The organism is Iodidimonas sp. SYSU 1G8, assembly GCF_039655775.1.
Classification (GTDB): Bacteria; Pseudomonadota; Alphaproteobacteria; order SMXS01; family SMXS01; genus RI-34.
The window spans coordinates 510934-535412 of sequence record NZ_JBBYXJ010000002.1; the positions used below are offsets into that span (position 1 = coordinate 510934).

Genomic DNA, 24479 nt, shown 5'->3' on the forward strand with positions numbered 1-24479 from the left:
TGGATTTCCCTTCGCGTCCGCGTCAGAAAACTCCCGCGCCGGAGTCCCCTTCACCGGCCTGCGAGGAATGCCATGAGCCCGATCAAGGCTGAAGATTTTCTGGGGCTGCGCCCCACCCACAATCCGCACCGCTGGATATTGCCAGTGACCGAGGCGGTGTCGACGCCCGGCAACTTCCTGTTCGGGGGCTGCGGCCTCGCCGCGGCGATTTCGGCCATGGAGCAGACCTGCGGCCGCCCCACCGTCTGGGCCACGGCGCAATATCTGTCCTATGCCCGGCCACCATCCATCATGGATCTGGACGTCATCGTGCCGGTCAGCGGCAAGCAGAATACCCAGGCGCGCGTTGTGGCCCATGTGGGGGATACGGAAATCCTCACCGTGAACGCGGCGCTGGGCGCGCGCGCCATGGATATCAGCGGTCAATGGACGCAGCGTCCCGACGTCGCGCGGCCCGAGGACTGCGAAGTGGTGCCGCGCTGGTCGAAGAAGGAGGGCTACATCGACGGCCGTGTGGAATTTCGCGCCGCCAAGGGGCGCTGGGGCCAGCACGACAATGGCGAGCCCGGCGATGGGCGTTCCATCCTGTGGGCCCGGATTTCCGAAGGCGCCGAAATAAGCGCCGCCATGCTGGCCGTGATCGCCGACTGGATGCCCTCGGGCATCAGCGGCGCGCTTGGGCGCCGGGGCGGCGGCAACAGCCTGGACAACACCATCCGGGTGCACAAGCTGGTCCCCACCGAATGGGTGCTGTGCGACATCCAGGTGCACGGGGTGCATGGCGGGCATGGGCATGGGCGCATGCATTTGTGGAGCCAGGACGGGGTGTTGCTGGCGACGGCGAGCCAGTCCGTGATCCTGCGGCTCTGGGACGAGACCCCGAAGGGATAAAATCCCGCCATGCCTGAACTGCGTATTGTAAGCGGTCACCCGTAAGTTTTAACATACGGGATGTAACCGATGGGCTGGGGGAACGCCTTCGGGTCAGGCTCTTGCGTTAGATTATTCTGAATCCGGCACGGAGGCGAAGGCCATGGTGACGCACGCCACCGCTCTGCGGACGGCCGTCGCCTCGATCTGTCTGCTGACAGCAGGCAACTGGACTGGGACAGCGAACGCGCAGGCCGCCGACGCAGCAGACCCGCGACCGGCGCTGACCGGTATCGAACAGGTCATCACCAGCGCCCGTCGCCGCGAGGAAACGGTGCAACAGGTGCCGGGGACGGTCTCGGTCCTGCCCGAGGACACACTGCGCAAGCTCGGCGTCGAAAGCCTCGACGACCTGTCGGCCATCGCGCCCAATCTGATCGTCGCGCCCGACAACGTCTCGAGCCGGACCTCGCGCATTACCCTGCGTTCTCAGGTGCAGAACGACACGCTGATCACGCTCGATCCCGCGGTTGGCCTCTACCTCGACGGCGTCTATGTGGCACGCAGCGCTGGCGCGTTGTTCGATCTGGTGGACGTGGAACGGGTCGAGGTGCTGAACGGACCGCAAGGCACGCTCTATGGCCGCAACACCACCGGCGGCGCCATCGGCATCGTCTCGCGCAAGCCCACCGATGAATTCGAGGGCCGCGTGAGCGCCGGCGTCGGCCTGTATACGGACGGGCCGGGTCGCCATAACGGCCTCAATCACGATCTGGCCGCGATCCTCAACGTTCCGGTGTCGGACAAGCTGGCCGCGCGTTTCGTGCTGCAATCCACCGGCCTTGCCGGTTACAGCGAAAACACGCTGCTCGGCATCGACATGGATAATGACCGGACCTTGTCGTGGCGCGCCAGCGTGTCGTGGCGGCCCAGTGACCATGTCGACGTCCTGCTGATCCATGACGGCATGCGCTCGCGCGGCAACGAACGTCTGTCGCAGGTCTCGCAGGTCGTGCCCGCCGGCCTCGATCCGGCCTGCAACCCGCTCGATCCCGATCCGGTGGCCTCGGCCGCCTGCGCCGCCAACCTGCTCCTGACCGGCGGGCAATGGGCAGGCGCCTTCGACGGCGATCCCCGCCGTAACGAGCAGAACGTGCTGGCGCTGACCGGCGAGCCCGGACGGCTGGCCGCCGACGCCCACGGCGTGGCGCTGATCACGACCGCGCGGTTCGACGGCGTGACGCTGAAGAACATTTCGGCGTGGCGCCGCATGGACCAGTTCAGTTCCTTCGACTTCGACGGGACCGGATTCGACCTTGGCGAAGCGGTCCAGACCGACCGGCAGAACCAGCTGTCCACCGAATTCCAGGCGCTTGGCGACACGGGCAAGTCGATCGAATGGCTGGCCGGGCTGATGCTGCTGCGCGAGAGCGGCCGCACGGACAACACCGCCCGCGCCTTGTCCTTCCTGAATCCGACGAACCCGTTCAGCGCCACGGGGCGCGGGGTGAACGCGGCGGCCGGGATTTACGGCCATGCCGTCTGGCATCTGAACGAGGTCGTCTCGCTGGTGGCCGGTGCGCGCTACACGTGGGAGCGCAAGGAACTCACCGCCGACAGCACCAACGCCCTGGTCGGCTGCCTCGTCCCTGACGCGTTGAACCTCGATCTGGAGACGGGCGGGTGCCGGGGCGAGTTCGGCAAGAATTTCGCGCGCCTGACCTGGGAAGCCGGCGTCAACGCGCAGGTGACCCCCGATACGCTGCTCTTCGCCAAGCTCGCGACCGGCTTCAAGAGCGGCGGCTTCAACCTGCGGGCCAATGCGGTCAAGGCGTTCGAGCCGTTCAAGCCGGAACGGGTGCTCAGCGTCGAAACGGGCGTGAAGACCGCCATCCTGGGCAATCGCGGCCACGCGAATCTGACGGCGTTCTATGCGGATTATACCAATATCCAGCGGACCGATTTCACCATCGAAGGCGGCAACCTGACCACCTTCATCGCCAACGCGGCCAGCGCCGGCATCTGGGGCGGCGAACTGGAGGTCGACGTGGCGGCCACGGACGCGCTTCGCCTGCGCGGCACGCTGGGCGTCTCCGTCGCCCGTTACCGCGCGTTCGATTTCGGCGGCGCGGATTTCTCGGACAAGCGCTTCCCGCTGGCCCCGGACTATTCGGCGGCCGTCGCGGTCATCTACACCCTGCCGGTCGATTGGCTGGACGCGGACTGGACCGTGACGGGGGACTTCACCTGGCGCGCCAAGGCCTATGGGGATGTGGCCAACACGGCGAGCCTGATGCAACCGGCTTATGGACTGCTCGACCTGCGGCTCGACATCGAACCGCGCGACACGCGGGTTCGGCTGGCGCTGTTCTGCAAGAACGTCACCGACAAGGCGTACCGGGTGACCGGAACCACCTTCCTCGACCAGTTGGGCTGGGCGTTCAACCAGTACGGCGAGCCGCGCCGCGTTGGACTCCAGGTCGATATGGACCTGTAGCGGTTCGCGCCTGCGAGGGCGGCGGAGAACGCACTGGATCGCGACGACCGGACTTGATAAGACGGAGCCCCCTCCGGAGTAACGAAATCGTGAATAACGATCACAAAATGCTGAGCGACACCGAGATCGAGGTCTGCGCGCAGGCGTCCGCGATCTGCCCCAGCTTCAACCTGCGAAAATCCGCCCGCGCCGTGTCGCGCATCTTCGACGAGGCGCTGCAGCCGTGCGGCCTGCGGTCGGGCCAGCTCGCCATGCTGCTGGCCATCGCCACCGGCCGCGAGCCGACCTATGCGCAACTGGCGCGCGATCTGGTGATGGATACCTCCACCATCGCCCGCAGTCTCCGGCCGCTGGAACGCGAAGGCCTGCTGGAAATCGTCGCCGGCCTGGACCGGCGGCGTAAATCCGTCCGGCTGACGCCTCTTGGCGCCGAGCGCATCCGCCAGGCCGTGCCGCTCTGGGAAAAGGCGCAGGGCTGGTTCAATGGCCGGGTCGGCGACGATGAATGGACGCGCACCCTCGCCGATCTGGACCACGTCCTGGGCCGCATCCGCGGCTACTGAGCTCAGGCGGCGCGCGGCGCGAACAGGATGACGCCGGCGCCGACGAGGGCGATGGCGGCGCCCAGCACGTCCCAGCGGTCGGGCCGGATGCTCTCGGCCAGCCACAGCCAGGCCAGCGACGCCGCGATGTAGACGCCGCCATAGGCGGCATAGGCGCGGCCGGCGGCCTCGCTTTCCACCAGGGTCAGCAGCCAGGCGAAGATGGCGAGCGCGACCATGCCGGGCAGCAGCCACAGCGCCGAGCCATCCTTGCGCAGCCAGACCCAGAAAGCGAAGCATCCGGCGATCTCGGCCAGGGCCGCGCCTACATAGACCGCGATGGACTGCATCAGTACAGCCCGTCCAGCGCGTCCTTGTAGCGGCGCACGATCATGTGCCGGCGAATCTTCATGGTCGGCGTCATCTGCTCGTTGTCGATGCTGAACGGCTCGGACGCGACGGTGAAGCGCCGCACCTTTTCCGTCGCCGCGAGCCTCTGGTTGACCCGCGTGACGGCCCTGTCGAGCACCGCGTGGAAAGCGGGATCGTGGGCGAGCGACGGCATGTCGGCGGGCTTGCCGTTCTCCGCGGCCCATCGGGCGGCCCATTCCATGTCCGGCACCAGCAGCGCGACCATGTGCGGGCGGCGGTCGCCATAGATCATCGCCTGGGCGATTTCCGGCTCCAGGGTCAACAGGCCCTCGACGCGCGCGGGCGCCACATTGTCACCCTTGTCGTTGATGAGGATGTCCTTCTTGCGGTCGGTGATCTGCAGATGGCCGTCCGCGTCGATGATGCCGATGTCGCCGGTGTGCAGCCAGCCATCGACGATGGCGCGCGCGGTCGCGGCCTCGTCGCGCCAGTATCCCTGCATGACCAGCTCGCCCCGGATCAGGATTTCGCCATCCTCGGCGATGCGGACCTCGGTGGCCTTCAGCGGCGGGCCGACGGTGTGGATCTTCACCAGCCCGACGCGGTTGACGCTGACCACCGGCCCCGATTCGGTCTGGCCATAGCCCTGCAACAGCCGCAAGCCGAGCGCATGGAAGAACATGCCCACATCGGCGTTCAGCGGCGCGCCGCCCGACACCAGCGCCTTCACCCGTCCGCCGAAGCGCTGCTGCACCTTGCGGCGGACCAGCCGGTCCAGCGCCCAGTTTTCCGTCCGCTCCTTCAGGCTCAGCGACTTCCTGTCGGTAAACCGTTTCTCGCCCAGCACCAGCGCCCGGTGGAACAGCCGGGCGCTCGCGCCGCCCTTCTCCTCGATGGCGCGCGTCACCCGGGTGCGCAGCATCTCGAACAGGCGCGGCACCACGGTCATGATGGTCGGCCGCGCCTCGGCCATGTTGACCGCCAGCTTGTCGATACCCTCGGCGTAGTAGATCTGCGCGCCGATGGAGAGCGGAAAGAACTGGCCGCCCGAATGCTCATAGGCATGGGACAGCGGCAGGAACGACAGGAACACCTCGGTCTTGTCCAGACCGTCGTCCAGCCCCAGTTCGGCGATCACTTCCTCGGCGCCGGCGCAATTGTGCAGGATGGCGCCGTGGCTGATCATCACGCCCTTGGGCGCGCCGCCCGTGCCCGAGGTATAGATCAGGCAGGCTGTCTGGTCGCGACCGACGCCTGCCATGGCCTCGCGCACCTGGGCGACGGTGCCGGTGCTGCCCGCCAGCAGCGCGTCCCACAGATGGATGTCGACGCTCTGCGACCGGCGCGGCTCCTCCATGGCGATGACGAAATCCAGCGTGCCCAGATCGGTCACCGCCGGCAGCAATTCCTTCGCCAGTTTCGCGGTGGACACGATGGCGCCGCGCGCGCCGCTGTCGCGCAGGATATGGGCGTGGTCGCGCTCGGTATTGGTGGTGTAGGTCGGCACGGTGATCGCGCCCGCCGCCATGATGCCCAGATCGGCGACCAGCCATTCCGGCCGGCTTTCGCTGACCAGGGCGACCCGGTCGCCCGGCTGCACGCCCAGCGTCTTCAGCGCGGCGGCCAGCCTTGCCGTCTGCTCGGCGACGGCGCGCCACGACACGGGCCGGTAAGGCTTGCCGCGCTCGGCCTTGTGCCAGACACAGGGGCGGTCGCCCCGGCGGTCGGCCTGATCGAGAAACATATCCACGAGATTGCGCGCGTTCTGCGCCGTCATCCGGCTCCCCCCTTGCTCAGGAGGGCTTACGTTACGGCAGCCGCCCGACTCGGGCAACTACAGGCGGTAGACGCAGTATTCGTTGCAGCTGGGGCGGGCGACCTTGACCCAGGCGAGGCCGGGGAAATCGCGGGCGATCTGTCCGGCGATCCAGCGCGAGATGTTCTCCAGCGACGGATTTTCCAGACCCTCGACATCGTTCAGGGTGTTGTGGTCCAGCGTGTCGCGCACACCCTGCAGCGCCTTGGCGACCTCGGCGAAATCGGCGATCCAGCCGGACACCGGATCGGGCTCGCCGGTCAGCGCGACTTCCACATGATAGGAATGGCCATGCATGCGCTGATAGCCATGCCCCACGGGCATGTGCTGGAAGTGGTGCGCCGCCTCGAAGGTGAACGCCTTGACGATTTCAAGCCGACCGGTCATGGCGCGGCTATGTACGGGAAAGGCGGGTTTTAGGCAAGCGGGTTTGGGTTTCGCGCGGCCATGCCTAGCGGTTTCAGAGAAGTTCGCCAGCGTCGCATGGCGTCACGAATCGAGAGGGCTCTCGTCGTAACAAACAAATTCGATGGTGTGCCCGTCAGGGTCGGAGACATAGATTGACCTCCAACCGATCCATTGGTGCGTTTGCGTATTTGGATTCAGGTTCTGTCGAACGAGGTATTCGAGAATGGCGTCGTGCGCGTCGAGGGATATCTCGATCGCGAAGTGGTGCAATGTCGAACGCTCTGGGCTGCTTCCATTCCAGATCTTACCCTCGCGGTTCGATGGCCAGGCGGTGCTGAAAAGCCCGATGATTTGTGTGTGTCCTTCCACGCCATCGGCGATGCGCATGAATGCAATGGCATGATCTATTGTCCGGATAAGCCGGAATCCGAGCACGTCTCTGTAGAAACTGATGGATTTTTCAAGGTCGGTGACCCGTAGCACGACCTCTCCGAGACCAAGCGGCCTGATCGGGTTCTCCACGTTAGTAGTGGGCCTTTTGTCTTCCATTGCGTCCCGATCCGCTGTTATCCGAGCCGTTTACCCAAGCTGACGCGTGGTTCGATCGTGTAGCCGAGGCTCTTGTAAAACTCGATGGCAGCGTCGTTCCCGCATCGGACCTGGATGTTAAGCTTCGGGCAACCAAGCTTGGTGAGTTCCGCTTCCGCAACCGCCATGAGACGAGACGCAACTCCCCGTCTTTGGAAGTCGGGCGTGGTCGCGACTTTGTTGACCCACCCGCGGAAACCATCGTACCCGGCCAATACCGTGCCGACGAGACGTCCGTCCGATAGGCAGACCAGGAGCAACTCGGGCTGAACGGTCAGCTTTCGGCGGAGCACATCATTTGGCTCGTTCCATGGCGGGTCGTCAGGGAAACATGTTTCCCACAGCCTCACAACAGCTGCCATATCCGTCAGCTCATAGGGGCGAACCTCGAGTTGAACGGTCATTTCCACCTCTTGCAAAACGAGATGTTACGCGAGCGAGCTGAACTCAGCAATCCGCCTGGGTTCAGACCGGCTCCAGCCTCTGGTGTGGCGGCGGCGGCAGGTCGATGCGGATCGGATCGCCCGGCTTCACGACACCGCCCTCGATGACTATGGCCATGATCCCGGCCTTGCGGATCAGAGTGCCATCCGGCGTGCGGTCCAGCAGGGCCTTCATCAGGCCGGACCGATGCTTGTCCAGTTGCGCGCAGGGGTTGCGCAGGCCCGTGATCTCGATGATCGCGGTTTCTCCCAGCAGCAATCGTGTGCCGCGTGGGAGATCGAGCAGGGCGATTCCCTGCGTGGTGATGTTCTCGCCCATGGCGCCGGGCCGCACGTCGAAGCCGCCCCGGTGCAGTTCCTCCAGCAGTTCCTGGTGGATCAGATGAACCTGCCGCAAATTGGGCTGGTCGGGGTTGGCGGCTACCCGGGAGCGGTGCTTGACGGCCGCGCCTTGATGGGCGTCACCCTCCACGCCGAGGCCGGCGACCAAGGATATTTCGGCGACATTCGCTTTCGAGAATTTATGCTCCCGCTGCCGTGATACGGCGACGACCTGTGGCGGCTCTGGTCCCTTGTCTGGCGGAAGCTCGCTCTCCGCCATGCGCCTTAGCTCCGTCCGGCGAATCTTGACGCCGTTGGCGCTTTCCGTCACCGGAAACGCCTCGATCCCGATGAACCGCACCGGCTGCTTGTAGCGGGCCAGCGGGGCGCAATGGGCCAGCAGCGCGGCGTCGTCCAGCGTCTGTCCGTCCGCCGGGATGATGAACGCCACCGGCCGCATGCCTTGCGCGGTGCCGATCGCCACCACCTGCGCGGCGCGGACCGAGGGATGGGCTTGCAGGTGCTCCTCGATCTCGGCGGGGTTCACCAGGAAGCCGCCCAGGCGCAGCACGTCGCCCATGCGGCCGAGGAACTCGAACGCGCCGTCCGGCTCCAGGCGGGCCAGGTCGCCGGTGCGGAAGAAGCCGTCCGCCGTGAAGGCCGCCGCACTGGCCTCGGGGTTGCCCTCGTAGCGGGCGAAGAGGCTGGGGCCGGCCACTTCGAGGGCGCCGGTCTCGCCAATTGGCAGGGTCTCGCCCGTATCCGGGTCGGTGACGCGCACGCGGGCCTCGGGCGACACCGGGGTGCCGCCGCCCTTCTTGCGCTCGGCGACGGGCGCGGCGAGCGGCCGGACGCTGTAGAGCGCCATGCATTCGCTCATGCCGTAAAGGCCGCGCAGGGTGATGCCGCGCGTGTCGGCGCGCTCGGCGATGTCCGCCAGCGCGGTGTTGAAGGCGGCGTGGCCGATGAAGTTCAGGCTGGGAAAGTCCTGCCCGGTGTCCAGCAGGCGCTGGACCATGTCGTCGCTGGCGAACAGGCTGTCCACCTCCCATTGCCGGATCAGGCCGGCGGCGCGCTCGCCATCCCATTTGGCCAGCATCACCAGCCGCCCGCCCGACGCCAGCACGGCCATGGCCTGGGCGAAGCCGAACACGCCGCACAGCGGCAGCGCCTGCAGCGACACGGTGCGCGGCCCGAAGCCGAAGGCGGCGGCCACGTCCTGCGCGTGATGGGCGATGGCGTGCTGGGGCTGGACCACGATCTTGGGCGCGCTGGTGGTGCCCGAGGTGGTGAAGGTAACGCAATCGGCGTCCGGCATGGCCAGCGTGCCTTCATAGGTGTCGGCCGCCAGCAGGCTCTCCAGCGGAATGCGCGGCGCGTTTTCCCAGCCGCCGGCCCGCACCGCGCCGCCGCCGACCTCGATCAGCGCCTCGAGGCGCGGCAGGCTGGTCGCGTCGATCGCGGTCATCACGGCGTCGCTGGCCAGGCCGCCGAAATCGGGCCACAGCGCCAGCGCCCGCGCGCCGCTGCGCCGGACGATGTCGCTCACCTCGCCGGGGCCGAACCGCGTGTTCACCGCCACGGCGGCGACGCCGAGCCGGGCGCAGGCGATCAGCAGCACCACATAGGCGGGCACGTTGGGCAGCCAGAACGCGATGCGGTCGCCGGGGCCGAAGCCCCGCGCCTTCAGGCCGCCGGCGACGTGCTCGGCCTGCTTCATCATCTGGCGATAGGTGATAAGCTCGTCGTCCCATACCAGGGCGACGGCGTCGGGATGCCGTTCACAGGCGGCGTCGAACAGATCGGGGAGGGTCTTCCATCGTGTCATCCACAATAGTTAGCGACCGCATGCAGCGGACAACAAGGGGAGAGATCATGCTGCTCGAAGGAAAAGTCGCCATCGTCACCGGCGCGGCGTCCGGCATCGGCCGGGCGAGCGCCCAGCTCTTCGCCGAACACGGCGCCAAGGTGCTGGCCGTCGACCTGCCGGGCCACGGCCTGGTCGACGCGCACCGGGAGTTCGACGACATCATCGAGCTGGAACACGACATCACCGACGCCGACGCGCCCGAGAAGATCGTCGATACCGCCATCGCGACCTGGGGCCGGCTCGACATCCTGTTCAACAATGCGGGCGTGTCCGGCCGCTACAACACGGCCGACATGTCGGACGAGCACTGGAACAAGGTGATGGGGGTCAACGTCACCGCCCAGTTCCGCCTGTCCCGGGCGGCGATCCCGCATCTGCGCGAGTCGGGCGCTGGCCGCATCATCAACACGGCCTCGGTGATGGCGCAGGGCACGGATTTCGGCCTGTCGGCCTATTGCGCGTCGAAGGCGGGCGTCGCCGGACTGACCCGGACGATCGCGCTCGAGGAAGGCCGCCATGGCATCACCGCCAACTATATCGAACCGGGCGCCATCGCGACGGGGATGACCAAGGCCATGACCGAGGACGAGACGGTCGCCGCCATCTGGGCGAAGAAATCGCCGCTCAAGCGCCTCGGCCAGCCCATCGACATCGCCAAGGGCGCGCTGTTCCTGGCCTCGGACCTGGGCGGCTTCGTCACTGGCCACGGCCTGCGCGTCGATGGCGGGCTGATGCTGCGGGTCTAGCCTATCCCAGCTCGAAGCTGGTGATGCCGAACACCTCGCCCAGCGGCAGCAGCGGCTGGGCGCCGGTGTACATGCGGGCCGTCTCGAAGGTGGGGGTCATGCCCTTGCGCGCGGCCAGCGCCAGCGCCGGCTCGTTGGTCTCGGGCACGTCGAGGAAGACGGGGCCGGTCGCGCCCGTGGCCGCGGCGTCGAACAGGCGTTCGGCGACCTCTGGCGCGACGGCGAACAGCGGCGCGATCTTGGTGCCCTCTAGGCACGGCCGCGCCACGGCGAAGCCATCCAGCCGCGCCCCGGCGAAACAGCCCAGTGGGCGGTGACCCTCGGTCCACAGCCAGGCGTCGAGGAAGGCGTGCCGCTCGTAACCGAAGCAGGCCATGTCCATGGCGCGCACGGCGTGCATGTCGTCGCGGGTCAGCGGCCGGATGTCCGGCGCGATGGCCGCCGCCGCCGGTTGACCGGCGAAGCGGATGTCGCGGTGGGCGAGGACGAAGCCCGACTTGCCGTAGTTTTCCTGCTGCGCCACCACGCCGTCGAGGCCGATGGTATGGGACTTCAGCGCCGCCAGCGCCGCGTCCCAGGTCTGGATGCCGTAGCCCTTGCCGCGATGCTCGGGCAGGCAGAGATAGAGGCCGAGGAAGCCGAAGGACGGGCCATAGGAAATGGCGGAGATCGCCGTGACCGGCACGCCGTCCAGCAGGCCGACGAAGAATCCCTCGGGATCGGCGGCCCAGAAGCACTCGGCGTCGCGCAGGCCCGGATTCCAGCCTTCCCGCGCCGCCCAGCCGAGGATCATGTCCAGTTCGTCGCGGGTAGCGCGGCGTACGGTGAAGTTCGGGTCGTTCATGGACATCCTCATCTGTCTTGCTGGCGGCGGGGCGCGGTCATGGTGACCCCGCGATAACGCGTCCTCAAGCGGATCGTTCACCAGGATCGGCGTCCGGCGGATAGAGATGGCGTCCGCCGCGAAAATCCGTGACCTCGTAGCGGCCGCCGCCGATGTCGCGCACGGTATCGTCGCCGATGACCATCTTGCCGTGTCCGCCCGGAATATCCAGCACATAGGTCGGCTGGCACAGGCCCGAGACGCGCCCGCGCAAGCCCGCGACCAGCGCCCTTCCCTCGGCCAGCGACAGGCGGAAATGCCCGGTGCCCGGCGCCAGATCCGGATGGTGCAGATAGTATGGTTTCACCCGGCTTTCGACGAAGGCGCGCATCAGCGCCGCCAGGACCTCCGGATCGTCATTCACGCCGCGCAGCAGCACCGACTGGCTGAGCAGGCCGATCCCGGCATCGGCCAGCCGGGCGCAGGCCGCGCGCGCGTCCGGTGTCAGCTCGCGCGGGTGATTGGCATGCAGCGCCAGATTGACCGGCCGGCCCGCGGCCTTGATGGCGGCGATCATGGCCGCGTCGATGCGCCCGGGCTCGACCACCGGGACGCGGGTGTGAATGCGCACGGTCCGCACATGGAAGATGGCGGACAGCCGGGCCATGATCTCGTGCAGGCGCCGGGGCGAGAGAACCAGCGGGTCGCCGCCGGTGAGGATCACTTCCCAGATGTCCGGCCGGGACTCGATATAGGCGAACGCCGCCTCCAGCGCGTCCGGCGACAGGGTGCCCAGACCGTCGGGGCCAACCATTTCGCGGCGGAAGCAGAAGCGGCAATAGACCGGGCAGACATGCACCGCTTTCAGCAGCACCCGGTCCGGATAGCGGTGGACGATTCCCTCGACCGGGCTGTGGGCCAGATCGCCGATGGGATCGGCGCGCTCCTCGGGCAGGGCGGTCAGTTCGGCGGCATCGGGCACGAACTGCCGGGCGATGGGATCGGCGGGATCGGCCGGATCGATCAGCGCCAGCATGGCCGGGCTGATCGCCATGGCATAGCGGCTTGTGACATCGTTCGCCGCGGGGAGTTTGTCCGCTGGCATCAGGCCGGCGGCCACGAGCGCGCCGGGCGCGGTCATGGTGCGGCTGTCGCTCACCGCGCGGCCTCCGCGACGGGCGCCCACAGCACATGCTCGATGCGCGGCGCGCCGGTCGCCAGCATGACCAGCCGGTCGAAGCCAAGCGCGATGCCGCTGGCCTCGGGCATCAGCGGCAGGGCGGCGAGGAAATCCTCGTCCAGCGGATACCGCTCGCCATAGAGCCGCGCCTTTTCGGCCATCTCCAGCTCGAAGCGGCGGCGCTGCTCGCCCGCGTCGCGCAGCTCGCCGAAACCGTTCGCCAGCTCCACGCCGCAGGCATACAGCTCGAAGCGCTCGGCGACGCGCGGATCGTCCGCCGCCGGCCGCGCCAGCGCCGCCTCGGCGACCGGATAGCGATCGAGAATGGTGACGCGGCCGATGCCCAGCCGGTGCTCGATCCGTTCCACCAGCACCCGGCTGAACAGATCGGCCCAGGTGTCGCCCTCGGCGACGCGGATGCCGGCGGTCCGGCACTGGGCGGCCAGATGGGCCATGTCGGTGTCGCCATTGGCGGCGACCGAGGCCAGCAGGTCGATCCCGGCGAAACGCTCGAACGCTTCGGCCACGGTCAGGCGCTCGGGCTCGCGGAACGGGTCGGCCTGCCGGTCGCGGAACATTAGCCGGTGCGCGCCCGCCGTCTCCGCCGCCAGCGCGAGCAGGGCGGAGCAATCGGCCATCAGCGCGTCATAGGTCTCGTGCGCCCGGTACCATTCCAGCATGGTGAATTCGGGGTGGTGCAGCGCGCCGCGCTCGCGGTTCCGGTAGACATGGGCGAAACAGGCGATGCGCTGCTCGCCGGCGGCCAGCAGCTTCTTGCAGGCGAATTCGGGCGACGTGTGCAAATAGAGCGGCGTGACAGCGCCGTCGCCAGCCACCGCCTCGGTGGCGAAGGCGTGAAGATGCGCCTCGTTGCCGGGCGATACCTGCAACGCGGCCGGGTCCACCTCGATGAAGTCGCGCGCGGCGAAATAGGCGCGCATCGCCGCCTGGATACGGCCGCGCGCCAGCAGGAAGCCGCGCCGGTCGGCGTGGACATGGGGCGTCCACCAGGGCGAGGCGGCGGGTATGGTATCGGGGCGGTCCAAGCGGTCTCCACGTCGGCGAATGGCCAGGGTTCGAGGTCAAGGCTGGCGATTTGCGCCAACATAGGCTAAATGCGGCACTGAAAAACCAACTTTGCAGTCGAGGCTCCGGCGTCTGAACCGCGCCCGCCTCCGTCACAAGGATCAGACATGGTCAAGGTCATCGCATCCCAGATTCGCAAGGGCAACGTCCTCGACGTGGACGGCAAGCTCTACGTCGTGCTCACGGCGGACAATATCCACCCGGGCAAGGGCGCCTCGGTCACCCAGATCGACATGCGCCGCATTTCCGACGGCACCAAGGTGTCCGAGCGCTACCGCACCACCGAGCAGGTGGAGCGCGCCTTCGTCGAGGACAGCGACTTCACCTACCTGTACGAGGACGGCGAAGGCTTCCACTTCATGAATCCGGAAAACTACGACCAGGTCGTGGTGGCCAAGGAACTGATCGGCGATCAGGCGGCGTACCTGCAGGAAAACATGACCTGCATCCTGAAGATGCACGACGGCAACGCCATCGCCGCCGAACTGCCGGCCCGCGTGACCCTGGAAATCGCCGAGACCGAGCCCGCCGTGAAGGGTCAGACCGCGTCGTCCTCCTACAAGCCGGCCATCCTGTCGAACGGCGTGCGCACCAACGTGCCGCCGCACATCTCGGCCGGCACGCGCGTCGTGATCCAGACCGAAGACGGCTCCTACGTCGAACGCGCCAAGGACTGACATGTCCGATCCCGTCCGCATCGGCATTCTGGGCGCAGGCGCCGTCGCCAAATACGCCCTGATCGCCCCGGCGCGGCGGGACAATGGGATCGTCGTGGCCTCGGTCGCGGCGCGCGACGCGAACCGGGCGGCCGCCTATGCGGCGGCGAACGGCATTCCACGCGCGTCCACCTATGACGAGATGCTCGCCGATCCCGAGATCGAGGCGGTCTATGTGGCGACGCCCAATTCGCTGCACTGCGAGTGGACGCTGAAGGCGCTGGACGCCGGCAAGGCCGTGCTGTGCGAGAAGCCGCTGGGCTCCAACGCCGCCGAGGCGCGCCGCATGGCGGACGCGCCCGGTCTGCTGGTCGAGGCGCTCCACTGGCGCTATCACCCGCAGTCCGACCGGATGCGCCAGCTGATCGAGGGCGGCGCCATCGGCGCGCTGACCGAGATCGATTTCACCTTCCTGGTGCCGGGCAAGTACTTTCAGCCCGACGATATCCGTTTCCGCCGCGACCTGTCGGGCGGCGCGGTGATGGATCTGGGCTATTACGCCATCAGCTTCCTGCGCTTTGTCGCGGGCGCCGAGCCCGAGGCGATCCTGCGCGCCGAAGCGGTCCAGATCGCGCCGGACGTGGACGGCGCCATGAAAGCCGAAATGCGTTTCCCCGGCGGCTGTATCGCCCGGATGAACCTGTCGCTGGTGGATGAGGCGGATGATTTCACCATCGCGGCCGAGATCACCGGCGAGCGCGGTAGCATCAGCATCGTCAATCCCGTCCATCCGCAGAATGGCGGCGGCCTCGATGTCATCGTCGATGGGGCGGCCCGCAACTATCCGCCTGAAAAGCCGGCGACCTATGACTGGCAGGCCCGCGCGTTCGCCCGCAATGTGCGCGAGGGCGCGCCCGTTCTGACCACGGCGCGCGAGGGCGCGGCGATCATGAAGGTGATCGACGATGTGTACCGTGCCGCCAGCATGAACCCACGCGGCGTCTGAAGCCGTTCAACCTTCCGTCTTTTCCCGGCCTGCGTCTGTGCTAGGCTCTCCCGCCACATTCATGTGTGACTTGAAAAGGGGGAGACACGCGATGACAGATACGGCATTCAGCGCCGAGGAAATCCAGGAGCTGCGCAAGCTGCTGGAGATCGAGAAGATCCGGAAGGTGAAGTCCATGTACTCGCACCTCATGGACAGCCGGGATATCGATGCCCTGGCCCAGATCGTCGCCGAGGACGCCGTGTGCGAATTCGGTCCGTACGGCACGTGGACCGGCCGCGACGTGATCCACAAGGGCTGGGCGGCGGTGTTCAAGGACGCCATTCCCTATGGCGGCTTTCACGCCACCACCAACATGTGGATCGAGATGACCGGGCCGACGACGGCCATGAGCCGCACCTACCTGCACGACATCTCGAACGAACCCGATCCGCGGGCCAATCCCGTGGTCTGGTACGGCATCTATGACGAGGATTACGTGAAGGTCGATGGCCAGTGGAAGATCAAGTACTGCCGCCTGCAGTTCCTGTGGCCCAAGCGCCTCGTCGCCGATGACTTCCCGCGGCCGATGACACCGACCGCGTTCGGCTGAGACAAAGAAAAAGGGGCGATCCCTCGGGACCGCCCCTTTTACACCCCGGCGAAGCAGAGCTCACGCCAGGGGCGACGTCACGCGAGCTGCAGGTTGCAGGCCGAATTCTTGCCGCTTTTCTTGTCACGCTCCAGGTCGAACGCCAGCTTCTGGCCTTCGTCGAGGCTGGAGTGACCCGCGCGCTCGACGGCCGAGATGTGCACGAACACATCGGTGCTGCCATCGTCCGGCTGGATGAAACCAAAGCCCTTCTGGGCGTTGAACCACTTCACGGTTCCTTGAGTCATAGTACGTTCCTTGTAGAATATAATCATCAACCGGAACTGTTCCGGTCGAACCAAATTTCGATGTGGAGAGGAGGCAGGGCGGCGCTTGTAAAAGCGTCCAAAAAGCACCCGTACCAGAGCGAATTCTGATAGCGGATAAATAGTGCGGATTTCGGGTTAATACAAGGATATTGTGAATTTATTCTTGCGGGCACGGCCGCGCACATTAAAACGTGGCAAAATAAATGCTTCTACCCATATAATAAGGACTGGTTCGAGCGCGGCGTTGGTCGTCCGTCCAGTCTGATTGGCGGTTGCGCGAAAGTATGACGGCCACGATTTCAGGGGCGACGATGCCCCGGCGACGGGCGGCGATTTCCGCCCCTCCCAAGGAAAGCGAGCCTATGTCGAGCGACTCCAGAAAACGACGTGAAGAACTGTTCCAGATGGAGCCGGAACTGCATGGCTGGGCGGCGACCTATACGCCGGACGCCAATCTGGCCTATGCCCTCGTTCATCATACCCTGCTGAAATCCTATACCGACCCGGCGCGTCCCGACGAGGGCACGCCGACGCGGACGTGGCTCGCCAGCGTGATGTGGAACAGGGTCTGCACCATGCAGTGTTTCCGATCCCTGCGGTATTCGGGAGGGCAGGTCCATTGAGCGACCTGGTCACGTTTGACTATCAGGCTCCCGCCGACCTGTTCCTGCGCAGCATTGGCGCGCGGGGCAAGCAGCTGGCCTACAAACGCTTCGATTCGGCCGCTTCGGCCATCCAGTTCGTGGTCGAAGGCCGTCAGGCCTATGCGCTGACGACGCTCGAGGTCGGAGAGGATCGCTTCGAGAAGGCCGATATCGAGCGCCTTTACGAGGCCGGCGACTATCCGTTGGCTCGCAAGGCCGCCGCGCGCTAACGCCGCGGCGTCACGCTCACATCGACATCCATGGCCGCGAACGCGTCGGTCATGCCGACGAAGCTGCCGGTGACCGGCATGATCTGGCCCACATGCCGCGCCACCGCGACAGGGATCAGATTGGCGCCGCCGACACTGCGGTTTGTCGGATCGAACGTGATCCACCCGGCGCCGGGCACGTAAACCTCGGCCCAGGCGTGGGTCGATCCGTCATCCGGCCCTGCGGCGTCTTGCGCCCCGCGCTCCGGGATGTACAGATAGCCGGACACGATGCGGGCGCCGAAGCCCAGGCAACGCGCGGCTTCGGCGAACAGGACCGCGAAATCCCTGCACGATCCCCATCCCCGGTCCAGCGTTTCCACCGGCGACTGCGTGCCTTCGGCTTCGCGGCTCTGGTAGGAAATCCACGATGACACGCCCCGGCTGAGATCGTAGAGCAGCGCCAGCGTGTCCGTCCGGCGTCCCGCGACGAAGCGCCTTGCCCATTCCCGCAGCCGACCCGCGCGATCGACATATTGCGGCCATGCCAGCGCTCCCAGATCGGTCCATTCGGCGTCCGAATACCGGAACGGGTAACGGACCGCCTGCTTGGCCACGTCAAAGACCGGATCGGTGGGACTGCGAAGATCCAGCTCGGAAGTGCTTTCGATGGTCAGCGCGTCCGCCCAGGTCGGAAAGCTGGCGGTAGCCACGGCGTTGCCGAAGACATCATGCGCCCAGGAGACCTCGGCCTCGGGAGACACGGTGATCTGGATCGAGATCAGCCGAAGGTCGCGGCTTTCCCGGGGGCGCAGCATCAGCCGGTGGCGGCCGAGCATGACCGGGCGGTGATAGCGGTATGTCGTACGGTGCCGGATGCACAGCTCGACCATCTCAGAGGGATCTGGAATGGGCGGGCGCCGCGGGGCGATAACCCTGTCTGGGACTGGAGATGCTGTTCGCCTGCTGGAGGAGCGGTGGGCGAAGTCTAGCACGGAACCGGCCGTGCGTACGCCCGCCATGAACCGATGTCGCCCGTGCGCTTCCATGCTAGCCTTCGCCGGAACATGAAGCTTGGGGAGGCTTGATCATGGATGAAATCAACCGGATGGCGAATCCCGTGGTGCCGGATCGGATCGAGGATGCGCGTCTCGCCGATCCCGAAGTGCTGGAGTGCCCCTATCCGACCTATGACATCCTGCGCGAGCAGGCGCCGGTCTGGCAGGATCCGCTGACCGGGCTCTACGTCATCACGCGATATGACGATCTGCGCGCGATTCTCGTCGATACCGAAACCTACAGCAACTGGCGGCCCAGCAATGACCACGCCAACCTGCAGGGCATCGCCCGCACCGTGCGCGACCTGTTCGAGGAAAAAGGCTGGGTGCCGGCCGCGTCGCTGGCGGGGCGCGACGATCCCGAGCACAAGCAGATGCGCGCCATGTTCGACAAGGCGTTCCGGGCCGGCAAGATCAAGGAGATGGACCCTTTCGTCGAGCAGCTGGCCTATGGGTTGTTCGACGGCTTCATCGAGGACGGCCGGTGCGATTTCGTGCGCCAGTACGCCGTGCCGCTGCCGCTGACCATCATCTGCCGCCAGATGGGCGCGCCGGACGAGGACATCTGGCGGATCAAGGCGTGGACCGACGCATGGATCAAGGGCGTGGGGTTCGGCCTGACCGAGGCCGAGGCGATCTGGGCCGCCGAGATGGAAATCGAGGCGCAGCATTATTTCCAGCGCATTTTCGAGCGCCTGCGCCGCGCGCCCGACGATACGCTGCTGTCCGATCTGGTGAATACGGTGATCCCGGAATGGGGCCGCACCCTGACCGACAACGAACTGCACGCCGAGATGATGCAGGACACCTTCGTCGGCGGGTCGGAGACCACGACCAACGCGCTGTCGGCGGGCATCATGCTGCTCTCGGAGAATCCGCGCGCCTGGGACATGCTCAAGTCCGACCCGGACAAATATCTCAAGACCTTCTGCGAGGAGGTGCTGCGACTCGAAGGCCCGGTGCAGGGACTGACGCGCATGGCCAAGCGGGACATCGAGCTGCACGGGGTGCGGATTCCCAAGGGCGCGATCCTGAATGTGCGTTTCGGCGCGGCCAACCGGGACCCGGCGCATTTCGACTGCCCCAACCAGCTCGACCTGGAGCGCCGCAACGCGGGCTCGCATCTGGCGTTCAGCTCGGGCACCCACCATTGCCTGGGCGCGCCGCTGGCCCGGCGCGAGCTGTACTGGGGCTTCCGGGCCTTCATCGACCGGGTGGAGGACTTCGCGCTCGCGCCCGGCAACACGCTTCGTCACCAGCCCAACTACATGCTGCGCGCCCTGAAGGAGCTGCACATCACCTTCACGCCGCGCCGCTGAAGCGTGCTATGTCCGGCCTTGAAAGGCCGGGCCTCCGCCCGCGTAGGGACCAGAGATGAGCGACGAGATCGATGTCAGGGACAGCAACGGCACCAGGCTGGCGGACGGTGATTCCGTCACGCTGATCAAGGACCTGAAGGTGAAGGGGACGTCGGTCACCTTGAAACGGGGCACGCTGGTCAAGAATATCCGCTTGACCGGAACCGCCGACGAGATCGAATGCAATGCGGAGAAGGTCAAGGGTCTGGTGCTGAAGACCCAGTTTCTCAAGAAAGCCTGAGACAACCTGTCCGAACGTGAAAAAGGGCGCCGGTTGCCCGGCGCCCTTTTCCGAAATCCAGCGAAAGCCGATCAGGCGTTCTTCAGATTTTCCGCGGAAGTCTTGCCGCGCTTGGGATCGCGCTGCTCTTCGTAGGAAATCTTCTGGCCCTCGTTCAGGGTGCCCAGACCGGCGCGCTCGACGGCCGAAATGTGAACGAAAACGTCCTGGCCGCCGCTATCCGGCTGAATGAAACCAAAACCCTTGGTGCTGTTGAACCACTTAACGGTGCCGACCGGCATGATGTATCTCCAAGTTCCAAAAAGCGCGCTCACGGAATGATGAGCGCATAAACCTGCCCTTTGGAACGGCAGCAATCTACACACGGTTTTGGCGCGATAGGCCGCCAAACCGCAGTGGCGTGGTCGCGGATACCATAGGGTATTCCGCCAGGAACGCAAGAAGAAGCTTCGGCGCCGGGTTCAGGCGCGACCGGACATGGTGAACGATCGCGAAAAAGTCTCGGTGCTGAAGCGGTTGGCGCGGAAACCGTCCGACCAGTGATCGGCGGCCAGACCCGCTTTCCGTTTAAGCTGCGAGAGGAAATCACGAGCGTGGGGCAGTGTCTGCCAGACCTTGGGCAGGAACAGGGCGCGGCGATCTCCATCGGCGATGACCAGACCGTCCCGGTCGGGGCGCAGCGCGTTCAACAGGGCCTGTTCGCCGTCGAAGGGAATCGGGCGCTGCTGGCTGAGAATGGACACCTCCACATCCAGCCGCTCCAGTTCGGTCGCGGTCAGCGGCTTGAACCGGGGATCGGCGAAGGCGGCCTTGTAGGCATTCTCCATGACGTCCAGCACCAGAGACCGGTGAGGTGTCACCGATCCGATGCAACCCCGCAACTGGCCGTCCAGGGTCAGGGTCACGAAGGTGGCGCGCATGGCGAGCAGCGCCCGAGGCATGTTCTTCAGGGTGATCGCCGGCATCTTGCCGTGCTGGATGCCATAACGGATCGCGGTCACCGCCGCGTCCAGCAACAGGCGCCGGTGCGGTTCGGCCAGCCGCGCCGATTCGGCATATTCGAACGCGAAGCTGCCATAGCCGACGACTCGGTCCCTGTTGCCGGCCGTATCCCCGGAGTTACGCAGGTCCAGCGTCGTGGCCCGCAGGTCGCGCCGCTGGGCTTCCAGCAACAGTCCGCGCAGCGGCCGGTTGCCGCAGGCCTGTTCGTCGCGCAGCAGGTCGGGCCGCAGCATCTCGATGGCGCGCGCCGCATCGCCGTCCAGCGTGCCGGCGGTATCGTAATCATGGAAATGGCTCAGATCGGACGAGATGACGATCAGCGTCTCGGGACCGCCCCAGCATTCGGACAGTACACGGGCCACGGTCTGCGGCGCGGCGTCGCCCACCAGCACCGGCACCAGGGTGAACTGGCCGAGCACCGTCTGCAGGAACGGCAGGTGGACTTCCAGGCTGTGCTCCTGGGCGAAAGGCGCATCGGCGACGACTGAGTCGGGCAGCGCGCGAAGGCGCGCCATGGTTTCCATATCCACGGGAATCTCGCCCAGCGGCGTCGCCCAGCTTCGGGCGGTCGAGAGGGCGATGCCGCGAAAGCCGACCCTGTGGTTCGGCCCCAGCAGCACGACGCGGGTGATCACGGCGCGGCGGGCGCGCAGCGTGGCATAGGCGGTGGCGGCGACGGTGCCTGAATAGATGTATCCCGCATGAGGCACGACCAGCACCTTGGCCGCCACCGATGCCGGCAAGGCGGCGTTGAGGCACGCGTTGACCTGGGCGGCGCAGGCCGCACGGTCGGCGGGATAGAACATCCCGGCGACTCCCGGCTGCTTGACGAGGCTGGCGTCGACGCTCATGTGCGGTTCCCAATGATTGTCCTCGGGCCTAGGATAAGCCGATGACGAGCGCAGTCCAGACGGCAAACGCGACCGGCCATCCGACCCGCTACTGGCATGCGCTGGATGACGGGCGGGTGCAGTGCGATCTGTGTCCGCGCGCCTGCAAGCTGGCGGAGGGACAGGCGGGTCTGTGCTTCGTGCGCGCCGCGCGGGGCGGCGCGGTGGTGCTCGACACCTATGGCCGCTCGTCCGGCTTCATGATCGATCCGATCGAGAAGAAGCCGCTGAACCATTTCCTGCCCGGCACGCCGGTCCTGTCATTCGGGACGGCGGGCTGCAATCTGGCCTGCACCTTCTGCCAGAACTGGGACATCTCGAAATCGCGCGAGACCGACACGCTGTCGGCGGTGGCGTCGCCCGAGGCCATCGCCCGCGCCGCGCGCGCCACCGGCTGCCGGTCCGTCGCCTTCACCTACAACGATCCGGTGATCTTTCACGAATACGCCATCGACATCGCCCAGGCCTGCCACGAGGTCGGGGTCAAGGCGGTCGCCGTGACCGCCGGTTACGTCATGCCGGCGCCCCGGGCCGAGTTCTACCGCCACATGGACGCGGCGAACGTGGACCTGAAGGCCTTCAGCGAGGATTTCTACTGGCGCGTCACGAAGGGACATCTGCAGCCGGTGCTGGAGACGCTGGAATATCTCAAGCGGGAAACCGATGTCTGGTTCGAGATCACGACCCTGCTGATCCCCGGCGAGAACGATTCGGACGCCGAGTTGCACGCCATGACCCAATGGATCATGGACAGGCTGGGGCCGGATGTGCCGCTGCACTTCACCGCGTTCCATCCCGACTACCGCATGCGCGACAAGGCGCGCACGCCGCATGGCTCGCTGATCCGGGCCCAGCGCATCGCCCACGCCAACGGGATTCGCCATGCCTATGTGGGCAACGTCCATGATCTGGGGCGCCAGAGCACCCATTGCCCCTGCTGCGGCGAGCGGGTGATCGGACGCGACTGGCACCAGCTTTCCGACTGGCGCCTCGATGCATCGGGCCAGTGCGGCAATTGCGGCACCGCCATCGCGGGCGTGTTCGAGGCGCGGCCGGGTGTCTGGGGCCGCAAACGGCAGGCGGTGGACGTATCCCGGTACGCCCTCACCGTCTGAGCGACGCGCGCCGGAGACGTGATTGTCCTCCGCGTTCCCGACTCGGGCATGAAAGGCTCTGGGGTAAGAGTAATCAGCCAAGGAGACGCTTTTGGTTCCGTCCATGCGGACAAGAAGTCATCTTGTGGTTTTGATCGATTACTCTTGGGGCATTTGCATAGGAATTGACCATAAAAATAAATCTCCGTGGACGATTCCATATTATTTTCCGGTTGTCTCTGCCGCCAGTGATGAGCGTGATTGACGCCGGCACCAAAGCTCTGGAATTCTTGTCGCATTGGAGCGAGCGAGGGCCGCGCCGCTCTCCAGTCTGACAAGGGACTGCGCGATGAGCGATATCAAGGGAACGCATGGCGTCTCCTACAAGGCGGTCGACGACCAATATTTCCAGAAGCGCGGCCTGCGGCGATATGCGGGCGTGTTTTCACTGTGGGCACTTGGCGTCGGCGCCGTGATCTCCGGTGATTTCTCGGGCTGGAACTTCGGTCTGGGGTTCGGATGGGGCTCCATGTTCGTGGCCGCGATCATCATCACGGTGATGTATCTGGGGCTGACCTATTCCATCGCCGAAATGTCGCCGGCCCTGCCGCATACGGGCGGCGCCTATTCCTTCGCGCGGTCGGCCATGGGGCCCTGGGGCGGGTTCGTGACCGGCATCGCCGAGAATATCGAGTACATCCTGACGCCCGCCGTCATCGTCTTCTTCATCGGCTCGTATGTGGGCGCGATCCTGGGCACGGATGCCGCCATCCAGCCCCTCTACTGGGTGATCGGTTATCTGGTCTTTCTGGGCCTGAACCTGTTCGGCGTCGAGTTGTCCTTCAGGGTCACGGTCGTCGTCACGCTGGTCGCGCTCGCCGTGCTGGCGGTGTTTTTCGTGAGCGCCATCCCCAGCATCGACTTCAGCCGCTGGGCGCTGAATATCGGGGTCGGCCCGGATGGTACGATGGTGGCGTTGCCCGAGGGCGGCGGCCCCTGGTTTCCCGATGGCGTGCACGGCGTGCTTGGCGCGCTGCCTTTCGCGGTCTGGCTGTTCCTTGCCATCGAACAGTTGCCGCTGGCCGCCGAGGAAGCGGTCGATCCCAAGCGCGACATGCCCAGGGGCATCCTGCTGGGCATCTTCACCCTGATCTTCACCGGTTTCGGCGTGCTGTTCTTCAACGCCAGCATCGGACCGGGATCCTGGGGGCTGAAGGAGTCGGGCGAGCCGCTGCTGGACGGTTTTCGCACCATCTACGGCACGGACATCGCCAATCTGCTGTCGCTGGCGGCCATTCTCGGTCTGATCGCGTCGTTCCACGCGATCATGTACGCCTTCGGCCGGCAGATCTATTCGCTGTCGCGCGCCGGCTATTTTCCGCGCGGTCTTTCCATCACCCATGGCACCCACAAGACACCCTATCTGGCGCTGATCTTCGGCAGCCTGGTCGGCCTGGGCGTGATGCTGGTGATCTGGTTCCTCTACGGGGCCGAGACCGGCGGCGCCTTCATCGGCGCGGCCCTGCTGAACATGGCCGTGTTCGGCGCCATGCTGTCCTATGTCTATCAGGGCATTTCCTTCATCCTGCTGCGGATCAACATGCCGCATATCGAGCGGCCGTTCCGCAGTCCGTTCGGCATTCCCGGCGCGCTCGCCACCATCCTCATCGGCCTGGTCACGATCTATTTCCAGATCACCGATCCGGCGTTCCGCGCGCCGGTCATCGCCGTGGCGATCTACTATGCGGTCATGATCCTCTACTTCGCCCTGATCGGGCGTCATCACCTGGTGCTCTCGCCCGAGGAGGAATTCGCCATGACCAAGGGTGCGTCGGGCGGCGCGCACTGATAGGCTTTCG

At 66.1% G+C, this 24479-nt stretch carries 26 protein-coding genes; 13 read left to right on the forward strand and 13 right to left on the reverse strand.

From position 1 onward, the window contains the following. Window positions 1–72: 72 nt before the first annotated feature. The 3 genes from WJU17_RS13515 to WJU17_RS13525 all read left to right on the forward strand — a co-directional run bounded on the left by WJU17_RS13515 (window position 73) and on the right by WJU17_RS13525 (window position 3930). Window positions 73–891, forward strand: coding sequence for a thioesterase family protein (locus WJU17_RS13515; RefSeq protein ID WP_346327923.1), 819 nt, complete (start codon window positions 73–75; stop codon window positions 889–891). A 142-nt stretch (window positions 892–1033) separates the two neighbouring features. Continuing rightward, window positions 1034–3367: a TonB-dependent receptor gene (locus WJU17_RS13520; RefSeq protein WP_346327924.1), complete on the forward strand. Its 2334-nt coding sequence runs from the start codon at window positions 1034–1036 to the stop codon at window positions 3365–3367. An 89-nt stretch (window positions 3368–3456) separates the two neighbouring features. Beyond that, a complete protein-coding gene (locus WJU17_RS13525; protein ID WP_346327925.1) occupies window positions 3457–3930 on the forward strand; it encodes a MarR family winged helix-turn-helix transcriptional regulator in 474 nt (157 codons plus the stop codon). A gap of 2 nt (window positions 3931–3932) precedes the next feature. On the opposite strand, the gene WJU17_RS13530 is transcribed toward WJU17_RS13525, so the two are convergent. The 6 genes from WJU17_RS13530 to WJU17_RS13555 form a co-directional block, all read right to left on the reverse strand. Beyond that, window positions 3933–4259: a YnfA family protein gene (locus WJU17_RS13530; protein WP_346327926.1), complete on the reverse strand. Its 327-nt coding sequence runs from the start codon at window positions 4257–4259 to the stop codon at window positions 3933–3935. Then, window positions 4259–6058, reverse strand: coding sequence for a long-chain fatty acid--CoA ligase (locus tag WJU17_RS13535; RefSeq protein ID WP_346327927.1), 1800 nt, complete (start codon window positions 6056–6058; stop codon window positions 4259–4261). The genes WJU17_RS13530 and WJU17_RS13535 overlap by 1 nt, the downstream gene beginning before the upstream one ends. A 57-nt stretch (window positions 6059–6115) precedes the next feature. Next, window positions 6116–6484, reverse strand: coding sequence for a 6-carboxytetrahydropterin synthase (locus WJU17_RS13540; RefSeq protein ID WP_346327928.1), 369 nt, complete (start codon window positions 6482–6484; stop codon window positions 6116–6118). 102 nt (window positions 6485–6586) lie between these two features. Then, entirely contained in the window at window positions 6587–7054 is a 468-nt protein-coding gene (locus WJU17_RS13545; RefSeq protein WP_346327929.1) for a VOC family protein, read from the reverse strand. 17 nt (window positions 7055–7071) lie between these two features. Beyond that, on the reverse strand, window positions 7072–7497 hold the full coding sequence (locus tag WJU17_RS13550) for a GNAT family acetyltransferase (RefSeq protein WP_346327930.1): 426 nt from the start codon (window positions 7495–7497) through the stop codon (window positions 7072–7074). A gap of 61 nt (window positions 7498–7558) precedes the next feature. Beyond that, complete coding sequence (locus tag WJU17_RS13555; RefSeq protein ID WP_346327931.1) at window positions 7559–9685, reverse strand: AMP-binding protein; 2127 nt, start codon at window positions 9683–9685, stop codon at window positions 7559–7561. 47 nt (window positions 9686–9732) lie between these two features. Here WJU17_RS13555 and WJU17_RS13560 point away from each other — a divergent pair, with 47 nt between their 5' ends. Continuing rightward, complete coding sequence (locus tag WJU17_RS13560; protein ID WP_346327932.1) at window positions 9733–10473, forward strand: SDR family NAD(P)-dependent oxidoreductase; 741 nt, start codon at window positions 9733–9735, stop codon at window positions 10471–10473. A gap of 1 nt (window position 10474) precedes the next feature. On the opposite strand, the gene WJU17_RS13565 is transcribed toward WJU17_RS13560, so the two are convergent. The 3 genes from WJU17_RS13565 to epmA all read right to left on the reverse strand — a co-directional run bounded on the left by WJU17_RS13565 (window position 10475) and on the right by epmA (window position 13504). After that, window positions 10475–11317, reverse strand: a complete 843-nt coding sequence (locus WJU17_RS13565) for a GNAT family N-acetyltransferase (protein ID WP_346327933.1) — start codon at window positions 11315–11317, stop codon at window positions 10475–10477. Window positions 11318–11381: 64 nt separating this feature from the next. Beyond that, entirely contained in the window at window positions 11382–12437 is a 1056-nt protein-coding gene (locus WJU17_RS13570) for a lysine-2,3-aminomutase-like protein (protein ID WP_346328953.1), read from the reverse strand. Between the two features lie 14 nt (window positions 12438–12451). Further along, complete coding sequence (epmA, locus tag WJU17_RS13575; RefSeq protein ID WP_346328954.1) at window positions 12452–13504, reverse strand: EF-P lysine aminoacylase EpmA; 1053 nt, start codon at window positions 13502–13504, stop codon at window positions 12452–12454. A gap of 165 nt (window positions 13505–13669) precedes the next feature. On the opposite strand from epmA, the gene efp reads away from it, so the two are divergent. From efp to WJU17_RS13590, 3 genes are all read left to right on the forward strand, one after another. Continuing rightward, on the forward strand, window positions 13670–14239 hold the full coding sequence (efp, locus tag WJU17_RS13580) for an elongation factor P (RefSeq protein WP_346327934.1): 570 nt from the start codon (window positions 13670–13672) through the stop codon (window positions 14237–14239). Between the two features lies 1 nt (window position 14240). Further along, window positions 14241–15224 carry a Gfo/Idh/MocA family oxidoreductase gene (locus WJU17_RS13585; protein WP_346327935.1) on the forward strand — a complete coding sequence of 328 codons (984 nt, stop codon included), beginning with the start codon at window positions 14241–14243 and terminating at the stop codon, window positions 15222–15224. Window positions 15225–15315: 91 nt separating this feature from the next. Next, the gene (locus WJU17_RS13590; protein WP_346327936.1) at window positions 15316–15816 is read left to right on the forward strand and encodes a nuclear transport factor 2 family protein; all 501 of its coding nucleotides are present in this window, start codon (window positions 15316–15318) and stop codon (window positions 15814–15816) included. A 77-nt stretch (window positions 15817–15893) separates the two neighbouring features. On the opposite strand, the gene WJU17_RS13595 is transcribed toward WJU17_RS13590, so the two are convergent. Next, window positions 15894–16103 (reverse strand): cold-shock protein, encoded by a 210-nt coding sequence (locus WJU17_RS13595; protein WP_346327937.1) that lies wholly within the window; start codon window positions 16101–16103, stop codon window positions 15894–15896. Between the two features lie 383 nt (window positions 16104–16486). Between WJU17_RS13595 and WJU17_RS13600 the strand changes: the two genes are divergently transcribed. Further along, window positions 16487–16747: a hypothetical protein gene (locus tag WJU17_RS13600; RefSeq protein ID WP_346327938.1), complete on the forward strand. Its 261-nt coding sequence runs from the start codon at window positions 16487–16489 to the stop codon at window positions 16745–16747. Then, a complete protein-coding gene (locus WJU17_RS13605) occupies window positions 16744–16998 on the forward strand; it encodes a hypothetical protein (RefSeq protein ID WP_346327939.1) in 255 nt (84 codons plus the stop codon). Before WJU17_RS13600 ends, WJU17_RS13605 begins: the two co-directional genes overlap by 4 nt. Here the strand turns inward: WJU17_RS13605 and WJU17_RS13610 are convergent. Continuing rightward, window positions 16995–17870 carry a transglutaminase family protein gene (locus WJU17_RS13610; protein ID WP_346327940.1) on the reverse strand — a complete coding sequence of 292 codons (876 nt, stop codon included), beginning with the start codon at window positions 17868–17870 and terminating at the stop codon, window positions 16995–16997. The two genes, WJU17_RS13605 and WJU17_RS13610, sit on opposite strands and share 4 nt — an antisense overlap. Before the next feature lie 197 nt (window positions 17871–18067). Between WJU17_RS13610 and WJU17_RS13615 the strand changes: the two genes are divergently transcribed. Both WJU17_RS13615 and WJU17_RS13620 read left to right on the forward strand, forming a co-directional pair. Beyond that, complete coding sequence (locus tag WJU17_RS13615; protein WP_346327941.1) at window positions 18068–19354, forward strand: cytochrome P450; 1287 nt, start codon at window positions 18068–18070, stop codon at window positions 19352–19354. Between the two features lie 55 nt (window positions 19355–19409). Continuing rightward, window positions 19410–19634 carry an alkylphosphonate utilization protein gene (locus WJU17_RS13620; protein ID WP_346327942.1) on the forward strand — a complete coding sequence of 75 codons (225 nt, stop codon included), beginning with the start codon at window positions 19410–19412 and terminating at the stop codon, window positions 19632–19634. A 71-nt stretch (window positions 19635–19705) separates the two neighbouring features. On the opposite strand, the gene WJU17_RS13625 is transcribed toward WJU17_RS13620, so the two are convergent. Beyond that, complete coding sequence (locus WJU17_RS13625) at window positions 19706–19915, reverse strand: cold-shock protein (RefSeq protein ID WP_346327943.1); 210 nt, start codon at window positions 19913–19915, stop codon at window positions 19706–19708. A gap of 180 nt (window positions 19916–20095) precedes the next feature. Continuing rightward, window positions 20096–21487 carry an AmmeMemoRadiSam system protein B gene (gene amrB, locus WJU17_RS13630; protein ID WP_346327944.1) on the reverse strand — a complete coding sequence of 464 codons (1392 nt, stop codon included), beginning with the start codon at window positions 21485–21487 and terminating at the stop codon, window positions 20096–20098. Between the two features lie 41 nt (window positions 21488–21528). Here amrB and amrS point away from each other — a divergent pair, with 41 nt between their 5' ends. Both amrS and WJU17_RS13640 read left to right on the forward strand, forming a co-directional pair. Next, a complete protein-coding gene (amrS, locus tag WJU17_RS13635; protein WP_346327945.1) occupies window positions 21529–22641 on the forward strand; it encodes an AmmeMemoRadiSam system radical SAM enzyme in 1113 nt (370 codons plus the stop codon). 328 nt (window positions 22642–22969) lie between these two features. After that, complete coding sequence (locus WJU17_RS13640) at window positions 22970–24469, forward strand: amino acid permease (RefSeq protein WP_346327946.1); 1500 nt, start codon at window positions 22970–22972, stop codon at window positions 24467–24469. Window positions 24470–24479 lie beyond the last annotated feature (10 nt).